The organism is Paenibacillus sp. FSL R5-0623, assembly GCF_037974265.1.
Lineage (GTDB): Bacteria > Bacillota > Bacilli > Paenibacillales > Paenibacillaceae > Paenibacillus.
Genome location: NZ_CP150233.1, coordinates 1,963,465 through 1,983,417 on the forward strand (window position 1 = coordinate 1,963,465; position 19,953 = coordinate 1,983,417).

Annotated in this window: 13 protein-coding genes; 11 read left to right on the plus strand and 2 right to left on the minus strand. The window is 46.8% G+C overall.

Translation table 11 applies throughout. The features are described from left to right. Window positions 1-351: 351 nt before the first annotated feature. From MKY92_RS09100 to MKY92_RS09120, 5 genes are all read left to right on the plus strand, one after another. On the plus strand, window positions 352-2,247 hold the full coding sequence (locus MKY92_RS09100) for a PrkA family serine protein kinase (RefSeq protein WP_036669848.1): 1,896 nt from the start codon (window positions 352-354) through the stop codon (window positions 2,245-2,247). A gap of 243 nt (window positions 2,248-2,490) precedes the next feature. After that, window positions 2,491-3,498 carry a globin-coupled sensor protein gene (locus tag MKY92_RS09105; protein ID WP_339300317.1) on the plus strand — a complete coding sequence of 336 codons (1,008 nt, stop codon included), beginning with the start codon at window positions 2,491-2,493 and terminating at the stop codon, window positions 3,496-3,498. 129 nt (window positions 3,499-3,627) lie between these two features. Further along, window positions 3,628-4,632, plus strand: coding sequence for a LacI family DNA-binding transcriptional regulator (locus MKY92_RS09110; protein ID WP_221823030.1), 1,005 nt, complete (start codon window positions 3,628-3,630; stop codon window positions 4,630-4,632). 247 nt (window positions 4,633-4,879) lie between these two features. Next, entirely contained in the window at window positions 4,880-7,702 is a 2,823-nt protein-coding gene (locus MKY92_RS09115; RefSeq protein WP_339300318.1) for an endo-1,4-beta-xylanase, read from the plus strand. A 265-nt stretch (window positions 7,703-7,967) separates the two neighbouring features. Continuing rightward, window positions 7,968-10,448, plus strand: coding sequence for an EAL domain-containing protein (locus MKY92_RS09120; RefSeq protein ID WP_339300319.1), 2,481 nt, complete (start codon window positions 7,968-7,970; stop codon window positions 10,446-10,448). 141 nt (window positions 10,449-10,589) lie between these two features. Here MKY92_RS09120 and MKY92_RS09125 read toward each other — a convergent pair whose 3' ends face one another. Together MKY92_RS09125 and yhbH are read right to left on the minus strand one after the other, a co-directional pair. Next, window positions 10,590-12,026, minus strand: coding sequence for a SpoVR family protein (locus MKY92_RS09125; protein ID WP_339300320.1), 1,437 nt, complete (start codon window positions 12,024-12,026; stop codon window positions 10,590-10,592). Beyond that, a complete protein-coding gene (yhbH, locus tag MKY92_RS09130; RefSeq protein ID WP_074094335.1) occupies window positions 12,023-13,192 on the minus strand; it encodes a sporulation protein YhbH in 1,170 nt (389 codons plus the stop codon). The genes MKY92_RS09125 and yhbH overlap by 4 nt, the downstream gene beginning before the upstream one ends. A gap of 255 nt (window positions 13,193-13,447) precedes the next feature. Here yhbH and MKY92_RS09135 point away from each other — a divergent pair, with 255 nt between their 5' ends. The 6 genes from MKY92_RS09135 to MKY92_RS09160 all read left to right on the plus strand — a co-directional run bounded on the left by MKY92_RS09135 (window position 13,448) and on the right by MKY92_RS09160 (window position 19,952). Beyond that, window positions 13,448-14,782, plus strand: a complete 1,335-nt coding sequence (locus MKY92_RS09135) for an MFS transporter (protein WP_339300321.1) — start codon at window positions 13,448-13,450, stop codon at window positions 14,780-14,782. A gap of 423 nt (window positions 14,783-15,205) precedes the next feature. After that, entirely contained in the window at window positions 15,206-16,474 is a 1,269-nt protein-coding gene (locus tag MKY92_RS09140; RefSeq protein WP_339300322.1) for a sulfotransferase, read from the plus strand. Continuing rightward, window positions 16,471-18,402: an asparagine synthase-related protein gene (locus MKY92_RS09145; protein ID WP_339300324.1), complete on the plus strand. Its 1,932-nt coding sequence runs from the start codon at window positions 16,471-16,473 to the stop codon at window positions 18,400-18,402. The genes MKY92_RS09140 and MKY92_RS09145 overlap by 4 nt, the downstream gene beginning before the upstream one ends. 29 nt (window positions 18,403-18,431) lie before the next feature. Then, complete coding sequence (locus MKY92_RS09150) at window positions 18,432-18,569, plus strand: paeninodin family lasso peptide (RefSeq protein WP_174806426.1); 138 nt, start codon at window positions 18,432-18,434, stop codon at window positions 18,567-18,569. Between the two features lie 139 nt (window positions 18,570-18,708). Next, window positions 18,709-19,656 (plus strand): aldolase, encoded by a 948-nt coding sequence (locus MKY92_RS09155; RefSeq protein ID WP_339300325.1) that lies wholly within the window; start codon window positions 18,709-18,711, stop codon window positions 19,654-19,656. Further along, complete coding sequence (locus tag MKY92_RS09160) at window positions 19,653-19,952, plus strand: lasso peptide biosynthesis PqqD family chaperone (RefSeq protein WP_017689560.1); 300 nt, start codon at window positions 19,653-19,655, stop codon at window positions 19,950-19,952. The genes MKY92_RS09155 and MKY92_RS09160 overlap by 4 nt, the downstream gene beginning before the upstream one ends. Window position 19,953 lies beyond the last annotated feature (1 nt).

Here is a 19,953-nt window from a genome sequence, read left to right on the forward strand (position 1 = left end):
CCTTTCCAGAAGTGGCCTGTCTCTGACCATGTGTTGTCCGGTTTCCTGAATTTAGAACCCTCATTATATCATATTCGTTCTTTTTTTTCTGAAGGCACAAGATGTCTGATAGAACAGGGAAAAGCCAAAATTCGAAGCGGTGGATTGAAAAAAAGAGGTCAACTTATCTGAATTGCCGCATAGGTATGTAATACACTTTTCACAACAAAACAAGACGTTTGGACAGAGGGTGGCGGAACTACACAGAACCGCAAGATTGGTATTCAAGCAGGAGCCGCAATTCTATTGATTTCTTCATACCATTCGGAATGGTTGACAATCACACTAAAGGAGCCATGGGAGGTACCAAGCATGAATATTTTTGAACGCGTTGCGGAACATCGGGCAGAGAGTGACCGTTTGACATGGAACGGAACATTTGAAGATTATATTGCACTGCTGAGAGAGGACCCGACTCCGGCAATGACGGCTCACGCCAGAGTGTATGAGATGATTGAATCGTTTGGGGTGGAAGAAGTAGGTGGGCATAAGCGGTACAAGTTTTTTGAACAGGAGATCTTTGGGCTTGACCGTTCGATTGAAAAGCTGGTTGAAGAATACTTCCACTCGGCAGCACGTCGTCTGGATGTACGGAAGCGGATCTTGCTCCTGATGGGTCCCGTAAGTGGAGGGAAATCGACGCTGGTGACGCTGCTGAAGCGGGGGCTTGAACAGTTCTCGCGGACAGAGAAAGGTGCCATATACGCCATTGATGGATGCCCGATGCATGAGGAACCGCTGCATCTGATTCCACTGGAGCTTCGTCCTGAAGTGGAAAAGGAAATTGGAGTCCGTATTGAGGGTAACCTTTGCCCATCTTGCCAAATGAGGCTCCGTACCGAATATGGTGGTGATATCAGCAAGGTACCGGTGGAACGGGTCATTGTTTCCGAAGATAATCGCGTGGGAATAGGAACGTTCAGTCCATCCGACCCGAAATCGCAGGATATTGCCGATCTGACGGGGAGTATCGACTTCTCCACCATTACGGAGTTTGGTTCCGAATCCGATCCACGTGCCTATCGTTTTGATGGGGAGTTGAACAAGGCAAACCGTGGGTTAATGGAGTTCCAGGAGATGTTAAAATGTGATGAGAAATTCCTGTGGAATCTCCTGTCACTTACGCAGGAAGGAAATTTCAAAGCAGGACGCTTTGCCTTAATCAGTGCGGATGAAATGATTGTGGCGCATACGAATGAATCGGAGTATAAGTCTTTTATCTCCAACAAGAAGAACGAGGCACTGCAATCCCGGATGATTGTCATGCCGATTCCGTACAATCTGAAAGTGTCCGAGGAAGAGAAAATCTATGCCAAGCTCATTCAGCAAAGTGACATGAAGCATGTTCATATTGCACCGCATGCCCTGCGGACTGCAGCCATTTTTTCGATACTTACCCGCTTGAAGGAAACGAAGAAACAAGGCATGGATCTCGTTAAAAAAATGCGCATGTATGATGGTGAAGAAGTGGAAGGATACAAAGAAGCTGATCTGCGCGAGATGCAAAATGAGTATCTGGATGAAGGGATGTCCGGCATTGATCCACGGTATGTCATTAACCGGATCTCCAGTGCTTTGATTAAGCAAAATCTTCAGTGCATTAACGCGCTGGATATTCTGCGGGCGATCAAGGATGGTCTGGACCAACATGCCTCGATCACGAAGGAAGAGCGGGAGCGTTATCTGAACTTCATTGCTCTTGCACGCAAGGAGTATGATGAACTGGCCAAGAAGGAAGTACAGAAAGCATTTGTGTACTCATTCGAGGAATCCGCAAGAACGTTATTCGAGAATTACCTCGATAACATTGAAGCATTCTGCAACTGGTCCAAGATGCGTGACCCGCTCACGGATGAAGAGATGGACCCGGATGAGCGTCTGATGCGATCCATTGAGGAACAGATCGGGATCTCCGAGAATGCAAAGAAAGCGTTCAGAGAAGAGATTCTGATCCGAATCTCGGCATACTCCCGCAAGGAGCGCAAGTTCGAATACAGCAGCCATGACCGTTTGCGTGAAGCGATTGAGAAGAAGTTGTTCACCGATCTGAAAGACATCGTCAAGATCACAACCTCAACCAAAACACCGGATGCAACACAATTGAAACGTATGAACGAAGTCATTAAACGCTTAATTGAGGAACATGGATACACCGCAGCCAGCGCGAATGAACTGTTACGTTATGTGGGCAGTCTGCTTAATCGCTAATCGGCAACGAACCATTCCGGATCAGGCTCCTGATGCCTGCTGTGAGGCTCCTTCACAGCAGGGTCAGGGCCTTTTTGATTACATGAAGGTCATATTAATCTAAAAAGCTGACAAATAAGGTTAATTTTAAAGAGAATTAGTTCTAATGGTATATGTATATTTAGGTATTTTAGTCTATAATCAATACATATATTTACAATTCAAAGTAATTTAGTGTTTATTAAGGAGCTGACTGAACCAGATATGAGCAGTATTTCCGCAACAAGACAGAAGCAACTTGATTACATGGGATTAACCACAGGGGATCTAAAACTACTTGCCAATCATCGGCCTGTTTTTAAAAAAGTCGTTAATGAAGTGGTGGATCATTTCTACAATCATGTGGGAAATTATCCTGAATTGGTAGATCTGATCGCAAGATTCTCTACCATTGATCGTCTAAAAGAAACACAGAAGATGTACTGGTTATCGATGACGGACGGAATCGTGGACGACGCATATATTGAGCAACGGATTGCGATTGGACTTGTGCATTCACGGATTGGTCTGTCTGAAGATTATTATCTGGGTACCTATATGGTCTACCTGGATATTGCAACGAGCATATTCCAACAGGTTATTCCTGATTCCTGGCACCTTGTCATTCAAGCGCTCAGCAAAATGTTTAATCTGGATTCACAGCTTGTCCTTGAAGCCTATGAGAAGAAAGAAAAAGAAAAGTTACATCAGCTTGCCGATGACCAACAACATACATTGCAGGCGATTACGCAGATTACCCAAGAGCTTACGGGCATGATTAGTGAATTAAATGAAAGTGCAATGGCTATATCGAGTGTAGCCAAGGAAACAGCAGCTTCTCAGGATCAGGCTCAGGTTCTGCTCACCGAATTGACAGGGGAGATTCATCAGATTGGAAAAATGGGTGAACTCATTCGCGAGATATCGGATCAGAGTCATCTTGTCGGTCTGAATGCCGCGATTGAAGCTGCTCATGCAGGAGAGTTTGGACGTGGCTTCGAAGTAGTCGCCAGTGAGGTGCGCAAGCTTGCAGCCAGTTCTCGGGACGCCCAGGGTAAAATTCAGTCTAATCTGGAGCAGATCATGAAGAAACTGAGCAGTGTGCAGCAGGAGTCGGATCATACGTCTCGCGGAGCACGTAGCCAAGCTTCACGCTCGGCTGAACTCGCTGTATTTGCAACAACAATGGAGAAACTGTCTCTGGATTTGAAGAATCTGGAACAGCAGGAATAGAGCTTAAAAGCATTAGGAACCTTCCATACCGTTTCAGGCTGTTTTAAGCTATAATGGGTAGACAAACCTGCCGATGTTATAGAAAATGCAGCCGGAGACAGGGGATTTGAAAGAGGTTGAGGTGATCAGATGGCTTCTATCCATGATGTAGCCAAGGAAGCGGGAGTATCTGTTGCAACCGTTTCCAAAGTGATAAACGATTATCCTGATGTAAGTGAAAAAACACGCAAAAAAGTCAATATAGCCATCGAATTATTGAAATATCAACCCAATGTGGTCGCACGTGGGCTTGTCAAACGCCGTTCATGGACGGTGGGCGTACTGTTAACGGTTCCGTTTACGAACCCTTTTGTGTCGGAGTTGCTGGAAGGGATCAAGACAGCGCTGGAGAACAGTGGATATGACCTGGTCCGGTTGTCTACTCGATTCGATGATCCGGCGTACTCGTTCATCAAACATTGCCGCAGTCGTAATGTGGATGGCGTAGTGGTATTCGGGGAAGGCAGAGAAAACACGAGTATTCAGGAACTGGTGGATGCAGAGATTCCAACAATGTTTATCGATACGGACATGTTGGGCAAGCGTGCTGGTTACATTACTACGGATAACGCGAACGGGATCTCGATGGGTGTCAAACATCTGCATGAGCTTGGGCACCGCAAAATTGCCTATATCTCAGGGACACTTGGACCTGCCGTAGCCAATCTGCGATTGGAAGGATATCGGGAAGGGCTGCGAGAATGCGGCATCCCGTATTCTACGGTATATCTGGAGATCTGCGATTATTCATTCGACGGAGGAAGCAAGGCCGCCCGACGATTGCTGGCACTTCAGGATCAACCAACGGGAATTGTCTGTGCATCAGACATGTCTGCTTTTGGTGCGATTCATGAAATTGAAAAGCATGGACTGAGTGTACCAGAAGATATCTCGGTTGTCGGGTTCGATAACACGTATTACGCTGAGGTATTCAAACCGGGGTTGACCACGGTGAATCAGAATATCTATTCCATCGGCATTAAGTCCATCGAATATCTGATTGCCATGATCGAGAATCCATCTTATTCTCCTCCCGTGGTGACGGAACCTTCCAATCTGGTTGTCCGTCAGACGACAGCTCCTTTAAAAGTGTAATTTTGTAATGACGGTGACATGGAGCACAGCTAACAAGCTGTGCTTTTTGTCGTTTTATATTATGGTGAAGTTTTTAAAATAAGTCCTATAGTTTAACGGGTAAACAAAGTTCGCTGGCAATCGTATAATGAAAGTGCTTACAATCTTGTTCAATAACGACTATCCAATCCTGCACAACGATCTTGTAAAGGGCTGGCGCATGACAGAACAAAGGTTACTCTTCACAACCAACCAAGGAGGAGATCGGATGCATTTGAGAAAATGGTGGAGCTTGTGCTTGTCGGCTGTATTGATCTTCAGTTTGTTCCCAAGTGTGGGAACAGGAGAGACGCGTGCTGCGGCTGCGGACGTTAAGACTGGCGATGATGAAGTACTGTTTGAGGCTAATTTTGAAGATGGTGTGTTGGGGCAATGGCGTCCACGTGCGAGTGAAAAGCTTGATATCGTCACGCAAGTAGGTCACGACAGTACACGCAGCCTGAGAACCTCTTCCCGTACCGAAACGTTCCATGGACCCTTAATTGAAGTAATAGACCATGTACAGAAGGGCAGCACAGTTCATATTTCGTTTTGGGCCATGTACGATGAAGGACCGGACAGTCAGGTCATTAACGGTTCACTGGAGAAAGAGTACAATAACGACGCTTCAAGTCGAGAATATGCTACGTTTGCCTCTGCAACTCTGAACAAAGGACAGTGGAAAAAAATCGAGGCGGATGTGGTGATCCCTGGAGAAAATAGCGGCATCACTGGGTTCCGCATGTATGCAGAGACACCTTGGAAGACATCAGCGGAAGTGACGCCGGCGGACACGATTACTTTTTACGTGGATGATGTTCTGATTACGGAAGCCGAAAAAATTGAAATAGAGCCGAACATTCCGAATCTAGTGGATGTTGTGGGACAACACTATGCAATGGGAGCGGCAATCGACCAGTCTGCACTGGATGCGGAAGATCCGCATTCCCAGCTGTTGACGAAACATTTTAATAGTATTACAGCTGGAAACTTTATGAAAATGGATGCGATGCAGCCTCAGGAAGGACAATTTGTCTGGTCAGAGACAGATCGTCTGGTGAAGTTTGCCGAAGCAAATGACATGGAAATCAGAGGTCATACGCTGTTATGGCATAGTCAGGTGCCGGATTGGTTCTTTACGGATCCGGATGATGCTTCGAAACCTGCCACGCGGGAACAGTTGCTTGCACGGATGAAAACCCATATTCAAACCATCGTGAGCCGGTACAAAGGAAAGGTTCATACATGGGATGTCGTCAATGAAGTCATCTCAGACGGAGGCGGCTTGCGGAATGAGGCCAGTAATTCCAAGTGGAGAGATATTATTGGGGATGTGGATGGCGACGGAGATGACAGTGATTACATTGAGCTGGCTTTCCGTTATGCACGTGAGGCTGACCCCGATGCTGTACTGGTGATTAACGACTATGGAATGGAGGGCAATGGAAACAAGGTAAATGATATGGTGAAGCTTGTAGAGAAGCTGCTTGCCAAAGGAACACCGATTGATGCGGTTGGATTCCAGATGCATGTGTCGATGTACGGACCGGATGTAAAGCTCATTCGTGAGGCTTTTGAGAAAGTGATCGCTCTTGGTGTGAATGTACAGGTTACAGAGCTGGATGTTTCGATCTATTCAAGTAATTCTGAACTGGAGATGCCTGTCACAGATGAATTGATGCTGCAACAAGCTTATCGTTATCGTGAACTGTTCGACCTGTTCGAAGATTTGGGGAAACGCGGCGTGATGGACAGTGTTACGGTCTGGGGACTTGCAGATGATGGTACATGGCTTGACAATCATCCGGTCAAAGGACGCAAAGATGCACCGTTGCTGTTTGATCGTAAATTAAAAGCGAAACCGGCCTATTGGGCACTGGTGGATGCTACCACTCTTCCGATCTATCGTAATGAATGGACAGCATTGAAGGCCAGCCCTTCTTTACCGAATCACAAAGGACAGGAAGATATTCTTTGGGGTGCTGTGAAAGGACTCGAAATTAATCATCTGGCAGATGATACATCTGCGGTTACGGGTGAGGCTCGTATGATGTGGGATGCCAAAAAGGTGAGTTTACGAGTGGAAGTGAAGGATACCACACGTCGCAAAGGGGATCAGGTGCAGGTTTTCCTCGCGGAAGAAGTCAAGGGGAAAGGTGCTGCAACTTCTGAAACTGATCTGTCTGCCAAGAAGAAAAATCCGCCGTCTGTCAGTGGTCAATATACATTTAAACGGGATGGCGGTAAAGGCAAAGATAAAAATACTTACAACGTACAGGAGACAAAAACCGGTTATGTTGTATACGCATCACTGCCTATGTCAGCTGCTTTAGTTACTGAAGGCCAGGTCTTGTCTCTGGATTTTCGGATTACGGATGAATATGCTGCTGGAAAGACAGCGACCATCGTTTGGAATGATATTTCCAATCAACAGCCTGACAAACCAGCCAACCGGGGCAAACTGAAGCTCGGTTCTGTTTTGAAACAAACCAAGGTCACTTATGGCAAACCTGTAATTGATGCGAAGAAGGATAACGTCTGGAAAAAGGCTGCATCTGTTAAAACGGATGTCTGGGTGGTCGGAAACTCCGGTGCAACGGCGACTGCACAGCTGTTATGGGATGAGAAATACCTGTACGTATTGGCAGATGTGAAAGATCCTTTGCGAAGCAAATTAAGTTCTAATGCACATGAGCAGGATTCAATCGAGATTTTTATCGACCCGAGCAAAGATCAGACAACATTCTATCAGGAGGATGACGCCCAGTACCGGGTCAATTTTGATAATGAGGCTTCTTTTGGAGGAAATGCACGGAAAGAAAGTTTCAAATCAGCTACCCGATTAACAAGCGGAGGGTATACAGTGGAAGTGGCAATCCCACTAGATAGCGTTCGTGCTGAAGGGCAAAGATGGATTGGATTTGATCTGCAAGTTAATGATGATGGCGCGGGGGATGGCAAGCGAAGCAGTGTGTCCATCTGGAGTGATCCATCAGGTAATTCTTATCAAGATACTTCCGGTTTTGGCAGTCTGTTATTGACTCGCAAATAGAATATTTAGTTGTGAATTAGAATATGAAAATGTTAGCTGTTCAACATCGTATATCTGGAAATAAGTGTTGATTTTAAAGGCTGGGACGTTTAGACTATATACATTCAAATAAACGGGTTCCAATGTATGACAACGGCTTCAACTAAGTCTGTGGTCACGAGTCAAATGATGCGGAGGGAGTGCCTGTCATCCAGACAGCGCACTCGCTTCTTTTTTACATTTTTGCATACATACAAGGCATTTCCCGGTCGAAAGGACAGAGTGAGTGGAGCACCTACATGGTACGTACAACTTAGAACTTGTTATTTTATCCTATATTATTGCATCGTTAGCTTCATACGCAGCCCTTGACCTTGCAGGCCGTGTAAGTCAGGCTAGCGGGATGGCGCGGAATGTATGGCTTACCTGCGGTGCAGTCTCGATGGGGCTGGGAATCTGGTCCATGCATTTCGTAGGTATGCTGGCTTTTGTTCTGCCTACGCAAGTCTCCTATTCCACCGGTAAGGTTGTTTTATCTGTTCTACTTGCTATTGTCGCATCAGGGGTGGCCTTGAACATTGCGGGTAGACAATCGGGCAGGATAAGCCAGCTCATGATTGCTGGAGTGCTGATGACAGCGGGGATCAGCTCGATGCATTATGTGGGAATGGCAGCGATGTCAACTCCGGTTACGTATGAACCAGGCAGAGTGGTGTTATCCATTCTGATTGCAGCGCTTGCTTCCTTTGCGGCATTGTGGCTCATGTTTTTCTTCCGTTATCATCAATCAAGACATACCTGGGTTTACAAGATGGGCAGCGGTCTCATAATGGGGATCGGAATCTCTGGCATGCATTATACCGGGATGTCAGCCGCACATTTCCATCATTCACATGGCTCGATGGTAAGTTCAGGTATGCAGATTGAGCCAGGCATTCTCGCCTACTTGATCGCATCGGGCACATTTATTGCTTTGGGCTTGACGTTGTTTGGCATATTTATCAATCAGCGAATGTCACAGAAAGATCAACGGATTCATGAGAATGAGCAATGGTATCAGGCCTTGTATCATAACCATTCGGATGCCATTATTTCAGTGAACAAGGAAGGTATTGTCAAAGGGATTAATGCTGCTGTAACAACAATCACCGGATATCCTGAAAAAGAGGTCATGGATCGTTCCATTGATGATATCGCTCAGCAGATCGATATCGAGTGGATAAGTGAATTTGATTCCATCGATTGGGATGATCATGGGCTGGAGCAGGCGCACTACATGGCCAAAATGAGAGACATACAGGGTGAACTTCTGGACCTTAGTATTGTTGTAGTTCCTGTTGTCATTGATGGCAGACATGTGGGAAGTCACATTTTGATCAAAGACGTTACGGAGGAAAAACAGGCTCAGGAGAAGATTCGTCACCAAGCTTTGCATGATCCGTTGACGGGGTTGCCCAATCGGCGCAAGTTGGATGATGTGCTGGCTTGTACGATTCACGATTCAGAAGAAAAAGGGAATTCTTTTGCCGTTATGGTGATGGATATAGATCGTTTCAAGATGATTAATGACTCGCTGGGACATTCCATTGGAGATGTATTTCTAAGAGAAGTCAGCAACCGGATCATGAAAGCCATAGAAGCTTCTGACCCCTTGGCTATGGAAAATGTCATGCTGGCCCGGATGGGCGGCGACGAGTTCACACTCGTTGTGACCCAGGATCAAGCGACAGAAGTGCGAGTGGCAGAACTTGCAAAACAGATTGTTGAAGCCATACAGCTACCTTATCGGTTAAAAGAGAATGACTTTTACGTAACCGCCAGCATTGGAATTGCGATGTACCCGGATCATGGAGTGGGCGTGGATGCTTTGCTGAAACATGCGGACTCCGCCATGTATGAAGTGAAGAAAAACGGCAAAAATGGTTTCCAATTCTACACTGTCCAACTGGATTCGGAACTATATGAACGCATTGAGCTGGAGGGTTATCTTCGTAAAGCTTTGGAACGCGATGAGATGGTCCTGTACTATCAGCCACAGATTCGTACCGAGGATAGCCGCATGATTGGTGTGGAGGCTCTTATACGTTGGAACCATCCACTTAAAGGTCTGCTCGCACCTAATGTGTTTATCCCGCTTGCAGAAGAGACAGGTATGATCTATGAGATTGGCAATTGGACGCTGCGGGAAGCATGCAGGCAGATGAAACTCTGGCATGCCAGTGGCGGACCACTCATTCCGGTATCGGTTAACTTGTCCAGCCAGCAGTTCCACCAATCCAACTTGGTAGAACAGGTCAAGAATGCACTCTTGGAGACAGGGCTGGATGCTCGATATCTAGAGCTGGAAATAACAGAGAGCATGATGATGGATGCAGCCGTATCCACGGCGATTCTTAATGAACTGACAGCACTGGGTGTCAAGATCAGCCTGGATGATTTCGGGACAGGATACAGTTCACTGAGTTATCTGAAGCATTTCCCGATTCACAAGCTTAAGATTGATCGTTCATTCGTGACGGACATTACAGAGAGTCACAGCGATCAAGCCATTGTGGCGACCATTATATCAATGGCGCAGAATCTCAAGATGGAAGTCATTGCGGAAGGCATTGAGACGAAAGGTCAACTGGATATTCTGATGCAGAATGATTGCCGCGAGATTCAGGGATATTATTTTAGTCGTCCGCTGCCAGCAAGTGAAGTGGAACATGACTTTTTTGTACCGCTACGATTGCAGGGTAATGGTACACCGCCGATACCATCCTAATTGTATGAAATGCCAAGCGGCAAGTTCCCGTGTATATCGGGGACTTGCCGCTTTTTTATGTCCTTATTTATTATTAATCATTAATCTCATCCATGATAAGAGCATTTATATTTTCGTTTCCAATAATCATAATCGAAAACCTTACATAAATTTGCGGTGGTGCTTCTTGCCGTCATACGTAAACCAGATCGGTTTATCCTCGACACGTGTCTCCACATGTACCGTACGCCCCCAGAGGCGATACAGATAAGGCATGGTGCGCTCCATATATTTCAGGTCCAACTCGATGCCCTCATATTGATGTTTCAGCACGAGTTCCCCGGTCCGCATATAGTCGGCATCTTGCACGACCAGATAAGGAGAACCTCCGTTGACACGTGAAAATACGAGCTGATCCCGTATGTTCTCCCAGGACTTGTCGGTGATTTTCCAGTCCGGGCCTTTTTTCTCAAAGACGTAAAGGTCGAGGTCCTCGGTTAATTGCTTGGTCATGTAATTGCGGATAAAGGAGGTATCGGAATCGAATTCACGCACCTCGAACATTTTCGCACGGCCCTGGCCTGGTTTACGGCCCCAACGATCCTGTTCTTCCCGGGTTGGGTTATCCCAGCGTCGCTCAATATCCTCGAAAATCTTCAGTCCCAAATAATACGGATTCAGACTTTGTTTGGATGGCTGCACCACGGAGGAGTTGAGCTTCGCGAATTCGATCGTATCCTCACTGTTGAGATCGAGTTCACGGATAATGCGTTGATGCCAGTAAGAAGCCCAGCCTTCGTTCATGATTTTCGTTTCCATCTGTGGCCAGAAATATAACATCTCTTCACGCATCATGCTCATGATATCCCGCTGCCAGTCGGTCAATACTTCCGAGAATTCCTGAATAAACCACATGACATCCTTCTCTGGTTCAGGCGGAAAGTGATGGATCTGAATGCCTTCGGCTGGTGGATCTTCGGTCTTCACATCATCAAGCGACCATAAATCATCATAGCGGCCTTCCGGTTTGGGTGCTTTCTCACCGCGTTGCTCCCGCATTTTCATCTCCATGTAACGTTGTTTGTCCAAATGGCGGGGTTTAATCAGCTGTGGGTCCACATGTTCCTGAATTGCGATGACGGCATCGATAAATGCTTCAACCGCTTCCGTTCCGTACTCCATCTCATAATTGCTGATGCGATCCGCCGTAGCAGCCATGCTTTCGACCATATTACGGTTGGATTTGGAGAAGCGGGCATTGTTTTTGAAAAAATCACAGTGTGCCAATACGTGGGCTACGATCAATTTGTTCTGAATCAGGGAATTGCCATCCAGCAGGAAGGCATAACAAGGGTTGGAGTTGATGACAAGCTCATAAATTTTGCTGAGACCAAAATCGTATTGCATTTTCATCTTATGAAATGTTTTGCCAAAGCTCCAGTGGCTGAATCTGGTCGGCATGCCGTAGGCTCCAAATGTATAAATAATATCCGATGGGCAGATTTCGTACCGCATGGGGTAATAGTCCAGACCAAAACCATTGGCAATCTCCATAATCTCGGCAATAGCGTATTCTAGGTCGCGGATCTCATCTGTCATCTAACGCTGCCTCCTTCCCGTTTCTGGAAAAAGCTGCGCAAAGCTTTGTACACTTCGCCTTTTTCTTTGATCACATAATACATAAACTGATCCATCTTGATATGGCGATAAGCCGACATCAGTGTGCTACTGCGGTTATATTGATTCACTTCGCCGTATCCAAACATATTGCTACGCTTCATTAACTCCCCGATCAGCTTCACACACCGTTCGTTATCCGAGGTCAGATTATCCCCGTCAGAGAAGTGGAAAGGGTAGATGTTGTAGCTGGAAGGTGGATAACGGCTGTCAATAATATCCAGCGCCTTCATATATACAGAGGAGCAGATGGTGCCTCCGCTCTCGCCACGGGTAAAGAACTCTTCTTCGGTTACTTCCTTGGCTTCCGTATGATGGGCGAGGAAAACAATCTCAACCTTCTCATACTGACGGCGTAGAAAACGGGTCATCCAGAAGAAAAAGCTGCGCGCGCAGTATTTTTCAAACGAACCCATGGACCCGGATGTATCCATCATGGCAATGATAACGGCATTAGACTGGGGAATGATTTTGTCTTCCCATGTCTTGTAGCGCAGGTCATCCGGACTGATATGATGGATGCCTGGCGTGCCAGTCGTAGCATTGCGACGCAGATTCTCCAGAATGGTACGTTTCTTGTCAATATTGGACTGCATACCTTTTTTGCGAATATCGTTGAAAACTACCGTATGTGTCTCAATCAGATCCTTGTCTTTCTGCTTCAGATCGGGTAATTCCAGCTCAGCGAAGAGCATATCTTCCAATTCCTCAATACTCACTTCGGCTTCCACAATATCATGACCAGGCTGATCGCCAGCTTTTTCGCCTTTGCCGGGTTTCTGCGAAGCAGCGGGATCACGACCGATGACGTCTCCGACCTGACTGTCACCGTCTCCTTGACCAACATGTTTTTGCTTCTGGTAGTTATACACAAAACGGTACTCATCCAGACTGCGGATTGGTACCTTGATGATTTGTTTTCCATCAGACATGATGATGTTTTCTTCCGTAATCAGATCAGGCAGATTCTGCTTGATGACATCTTTCACCTTTTGCTGATGGCGCTGTTGGTCCTGGTACCCTTTGCGGTGAAGCGACCAATCTTCCTTCGACACGACGAACGAGTAAGGCTGGTGTGAATTTGACATGTAGGCACCCCCCATTGATTACGCGGCACAGTTTGGCCTGTCGGTAATTAAGTATATTCACGGGCGAGGACGATATGTGATGAGAGTGGATATAAAATGATACAATTACGCAAGTTCACCTCGGAGGTAAGGTGAGTTGCAAGAACAGAACTGCACCATTTTTTACAGAAACAGTGAACAAGTGTGATATCCTTCCTTTACAATAGGAGAAAGACATCAATCATTATAATAGTTGTATGTAAAGGAAGGATTTCTGTGAATAAAAAGGCGATCAAGGCTTGGATTATGTATGATTGGGCCAATTCAGCTTATGCAACAACAGTACTGGCGGCAGTACTGCCTGTATTCTATGCTTCGGTGGCTGCAGCAACGCTGGATACGGATACCGCCGCATCCTACCTGGCCTATACACACTCCATTGGCATGTTGTGCGTAGCTCTGCTAACACCGTTGCTAGGCACGCTGGCTGATTTGTCAGGACGTAAGGGCGACTTCCTGCGTGTATTTGCAATCATAGGCGTCCTTGCTACATTGGGATTCAGCGCAATCGGCGAAGGGGACTGGTTACTTGCTTCCGCTTTGCTGGTCATATCTACGATTGGTTTTGCAGGTGGTAACACCTTTTACGATGCAATGCTGCCGGATCTGGTACCTGTTGAACGAAGAGACATGATATCCTCCAAAGGATATGCCTATGGTTATATTGGAGGAGGATTGCTGCTTGCGGTGAACCTGCTGATGATTCAGCAACCGGGCTGGTTCGGGATGAGCAGTACACTGGCAGGCACAAGACTTGCTTTTATCTCCGTCTCGTTGTGGTGGTTGCTGTTCTCGATACCGATCTTTCGCCATGCTCCGAGACGATCTGCATCACCGGATCTGCCCGTAACGTGGAAAGGGTATGCTGTGGTGGGAGTGCGCAGACTGCGCCAAACCTTTGGTCAGATGCGACGTTTTCCCCAGTTAATCCGCATGTTGTTGGCTTTTTGGTTTTTTAATGACGGTATTAATACCATCATTCTGATGGCTACAATCTATGGGACAAGTATAGGTATCGGCACAACCGACCTGATGCTTGCGCTACTGTTAACCCAGTTCATCGGGTTCCCGTGTACATTGTTATTGGGAGCATGGGCACAGCGTTGGGGAGCAAAACAGGTATTAATTGTTAGCTTATCGGTCTACATATGTATTGTGATTCTTGGTTATTTCATGACACAAGCGATCCACTTCTACGTGCTCGCCGGGCTGGTTGGTGTCGTGCAGGGTGTGAGTCAATCCACAGCGCGTTCCCTGTTTAGCAATCTGATGCCAGCTGGCAGAACAGGAGAGTATTTTGGTTTTGTGAATATTACAGGCAAATTCTCTTCGATCTTCGGTCCGTTTGTATTTGGTTATGTCGGACAGATCACGGGTTCCACGCGTTGGGGTATTCTGTCGCTCATTTTCTTTTTCGTCGCGGGCATTGTTGTATTGTTAACCGTGAAGGTACAGAAGGGGATGCAGGATGCTACACAGGCAGATCAGGAAGAAGAGGGAAATGGGAGTATCGGGGCTGCTGGGAAAAGTTCAAATGTAAGGTTTACCTGATAGTTGTTCACCCGTTTTCATATTAAGTTTCTCAACGGATTACGTATGGCTTCAGGCATTGTTCCTCACAGAACATGTCTGGAGCTTATTCGCGTTTGTGCAATCAGAACATAATTGGTCATGAATAAGTGCTTAAATGACAGACAGCAGAATACAGTGAAAGAGTAAGAATTTATGAAAAGGTGAAAATAAAAGATTGACATGATACATTTTGTATCATAGAGTAAAACTATAAATACATATTGTATCTGAGAGTTGTCGAATGTAACCATGTGTTTTGCTTCATTCCCGGGTGAACACCCGACGGAATATTGCAAAACGCTGACCTATAGCGTGCATATTACTCGTTTTGCCAAACACAAAGGTAGAGTCTGGTCTATCCCAGCTACATATTTATACTAATGAACAGAGGAGAGGCTGCCATTGATCGATGCTCAAGGTAACGGACTTGTTTTCTTACTATGTGTTCCCCGCAGTGGTAGTTCCTTATCCACCGTAATGCTGCAAAATCATAGTCGTATATTTGCCACCCAGGAAATGTGGTTTCTGATGAATCTTGTCGATTTGAACAAGGCTGATTCACGTGCTTATGGTGGCAGCTCCATCATTCGTCAGTTCTACAATGCCATGGTATCCGAGGATGTCTTCGAAAAGGCGTGCAGAAGTTTTGCTCTTGAGATCTATAATGGATTCCTGGAAGGGAGCGGAGCAGACTTCATCGTTGATAAATCTCCACGATACTATTACATGCTGGAATGGCTGGATCGTCTGTTCCCTCAGTCCAAGCGCATTCATCTCCAGCGTAATCCTCTGGCCATAGCAGCATCATTCAAAAAGGTAAACCGCCATACAGGTGAAGGATTCGACCTGACTCATAGTTTGCAGAGCTCCAAATTAAATATGAAATCTGTAGATCTCACACTGGGTATGCTCCGCTTGAATGATTATTTTGCTGAACCACATTCCAATGCGCATGAATTGCAATATGAACGATTGGTTTCCAATCCTCAAGAAGAACTTGAGAAACTATGCTTATTCTTGGGAATTCGATATGAACAGGGTATGGAGCAGTATGGACAGTTTCTGGACAGTGCCAAGTCTGACATGTTCTACAGTATGGGCGTGGGTGATCCATTCCTCTCTTCGCATCAAAAGGCACATCAGGATTCTGTTAACAACTGGAAAAACATATTAGAACCGCATGAAGTTGAACTGTATTGTCGTGTGATGGGAGCGGATCTGTTCCATCGGATGGGGTACAGTGACCAGTTGGCAGAAGCCGAACAATGGACGGGTGTTCGTTATGAAGCAAGTCCGGATCAAGAGGTCATTGAGCGAATCACGCATCAGTTGACGACAGCGACTGGTTGCGACTGGCAGCAGCACTATCGGATGCAGCCAGCTGATTCTCTCGTCCATGATTCCCATGAAAATCGGAATGATTCAGTTCTCGAAGAACCGGAAAAGATAGATCCCACACTGGCTGCACTGGCAACGATCAGGCAGCTGCAGGCCGCACTACGGGCGGCAGACCATCGTCTGGAACGGGGATACAGTGAGCGAGAACGCTTGAAAGTCCAGCTGGCTTCTGCTCAAAGCAAGATACAGCGTATCAAATCATGGGTACCATTTGGTCACCAGATCAGCGCCTGGGCTTCACAGCGCAAGATTCTACGGGGAGGCAAGTCATGAGCGCCATAGCAGGAATTGTACACAACGATGGTCAGCAGGCGCTATGGGAAGACAGCTGGCGTCTGTACGCAAGCCTGGGGCATGTCCCTGCGGATACAACAGGGGTGTGGAAAGGCAATGAGGCGTTCCTCAGCTGTCATGCCCAATGGATTACACCGGAATCGGTTAGTGAAAAGTTGCCTTTATATGATGAGGAAAGTGGTCTGACCATCACGGCAGATGCCATTCTGGATAACCGGGAACAACTGGCAGATCAATTACAGATATCCAGAGCTGAACTGGCGATGTTATCGGATAGTGAATTGATCTTGCGTGCCTATCAGCGCTGGGGGGAAGATGTAGCTGTCCGATTGCTGGGGGATTTTGTATTCGCGATATGGGATGAGCGGAATCGAAAACTGTATGCAGCGAGAGACATTACAGGCATGAGAGCTTTTTATTACCGACATGATGGCTCACGTTTTGCTTTCTGCACACTCATGAATCCGTTGCTTGGGCTTGAAGGGGTACATAAAGAACTGGATGAGACTTGGTTGTCCGAATTCCTTGCCATTCCTGACATGCATGATTCAGCAGATATCAATTCAACCGTATATCGGGGAGTAAGCCAACTGCCTTCTGCACATACACTTGTTTTCCGGGATGGGAGACTGGAGCTGAAGCAGTATCATCGCTGGAATGAAGTCGAACCCCTAAGGCTGAAATCCGATGGTGAGTATGTAGAAGCGTTTCGGGAGGTCTTTGGGCAGGCGGTTGGATCGCGATTGCGAACTCATAGGCAGGTAGCTGCTGCTTTAAGTGGCGGACTGGACTCGGGAGCCGTGGTTGGTTTTGCTTCTGGAACACTGAGAAGTCAGGGCAAACGCCTGCATGCTTATAGCTATGTTCCCGTGCCGGATTTCACGGATTACACGTCGAAAACGTTGCTTGCTGACGAGAGACCATTTATACGTTCCACTATTAATCACGTCGGGAATATCACAGAGAACTATCTGGATTTTGAAGGCAGAAGTCCTCTCAGTGAAGTAGACACCTGGCTCGATATTATGGAAATGCCCTACAAATACTTTGAAAATTCATTCTGGATTCGCGGATTCTATGAAAAAGCGAGCCAGCAAGATGCGGGCATTCTGCTCACAGGAGCACGCGGTAACTTCACCATCTCCTGGGGGCCGGCTCTGGATTATTACGCCAGTCTACTGAAAAGTGGCCGCTGGTATCGCTGGTTCCGTGAGATGCAGCAGTATAGTGAACGGACCGGAATGCCCTTCTCCCGTATAGCCAAGATCACCGGGCGAAAGGCATATCCGGAATGGTTCAAGGCTCAGTCCAAAGGAGCAAGCCAGGCCGCGTCCGTGCAGTTGATCCATCCTGATTTTGCTCAAAGAACAGGTGTACTGGAAAGACTCAAATCCATTATTGTTCTGCAGGGCGGTGCCCAGGCTGATGCACTCAAAGTACGTGCCGAGAAATTCAATAACCTGGCCATTGCGAACAAAAACGGTGCTGTAGCTACAAAATGTTCTCTGCGTTACCGCGCTTGGGAACGTGATCCGACAAGTGATGCCAGAGTCATCCGGTTCTGTCTGTCCGTTCCGATTGAACAATATGTGAAACAAGGGACGGATCGTTCATTGATTCGCCGGGCTACCTCACCGGAGTTGCCTGACAAGGTCAGACTGAATCAACGGGTACGGGGTGTGCAACCTGCAGATTGGTTACATCGCATCATTCCGAATTGGGATGCCTTTACGGCTGAGTTACGTGCTTTGTGTTCTGACAGCAAGGTTGCTGGCATATTAAACACGGAGCGTATCAAGTCTGCCCTGGCCAATTTTCCGAGTCCAAGACCTGAACTTGCTTCGCATCCAGATCTGCGATTGATGATGCATAGTCTAATCGTCTATCGGTTCATTCGAAAATTCTGAATGAGCGCACATGAAAGGAGGTGAATACGATGCAAATGGAAAAAAAGGAATGGCAAGCACCAGCTCTTGAAGTGTTGGAAGTCAATCAAACTATGGCCGGTACTGGCTACAGACAAATTGACTGGATCACGGTTCACGATGCGGATCTGTACGATCCAACTTCCTAAGTTGTTTAGTTCCAAAACGTGTCATCATACTTAAAGGGCGGAATTGGAACCAATCCAGCTTTTCGCCTCCGCCCTTATATTGAGCAACATGAATATAAGGGCTTTTTTTTACATTTTATTACGAAGGAGGCGTCGTTCATTGTTGCCTGTGCATTATGTGGCGTATGGTCTGCGCTGGTCGAGCCAAACTCGAATGCCTGAACTACAGATCGCACCCAAGGATGCGGAGAGTGATTTTGATGTCGTGGATGTGCACATCGAGTCTTCAGATCTGACCCCATTGTGGGAGGATTGGAATGTAGGCAACGACAACTTTGTGGCGCGAGAGGGCAGTCTTTTTTTCAAAATCGAAGATACAGGTCTGTTTCTAATGGAACAAGGAAAACGCATTGTTGTATCCCCCATACCGGGTGCAGATGAGAAAAAGGTCAGATTATTCATCCTGGGCACATGTATGGCGGTCATTATGATGCAGCGTGGCATCCTTCCATTGCATGGCAGTGCAGTGGTTATTGATGGCTGGGCTTACGCATTTGTCGGACATTCGGGAGCAGGCAAATCAACACTCTCGGCCGCACTGGCATCACGCGGATATCCGCTTCTCACCGATGATGTTGTTGCACTGACCTGGGATGCCGGAGGAAGAGCTATCGTATCACCTGGTTACCCGCAACAGAAGTTATGGCAGCCCAGTCTGGACGGTTTTGGCATGAAGGAACAGGATTATGCAACGGTTCACGCCGAGATTACAAAGTATGCGATACCTGTTCAGCACTATTTTCATGAGATGGCCGTACCACTAGGTGGAATATTCGAACTTGCTCCACAACCGGAGGAAAACCATACTTCTGTTCAACTGGTTGAAGTGACGGGGCTAGAACGACTGCATCTGTTATGCTCGCATACGTTCCGTGGTGGACTGGTTGCAAGACAGGGGCTGGCACAGTGGCTGTTCGAGACGGCTTCAAGACTTTCAGCAAGTGTGGAGATTGGCAGATTGGTCAGAACGGGTGCTGAGTTTACAGCATTTGAGATGGTGGATCGGATCACAGATCATATACGTAAAGGAGTGCATACAGGACAATGACAGCGACTACACCGATGAATGTGGAAGACCGGGTAACCCGGAAGGAAGGCAATCTGGTCAGTGATATGGGCAGTGAGAAAGTTATGATGAGCATTAGCTCTGGAAAATACTACAATCTCGGGAGTACCGGTGGACGAATCTGGGACCTGATCGCAGAAGAACGCACGCTGGGTGAAGTTGTTGAGGTACTTGCTGCGGAGTATGAAATTGAGCCAGATGTATGTCGTGAGCAGGTGGTGCAATTCCTGGAACATCTGTCCCGTGAAGGTTTAATCGACGTTACTCGCGGAGTGTAGA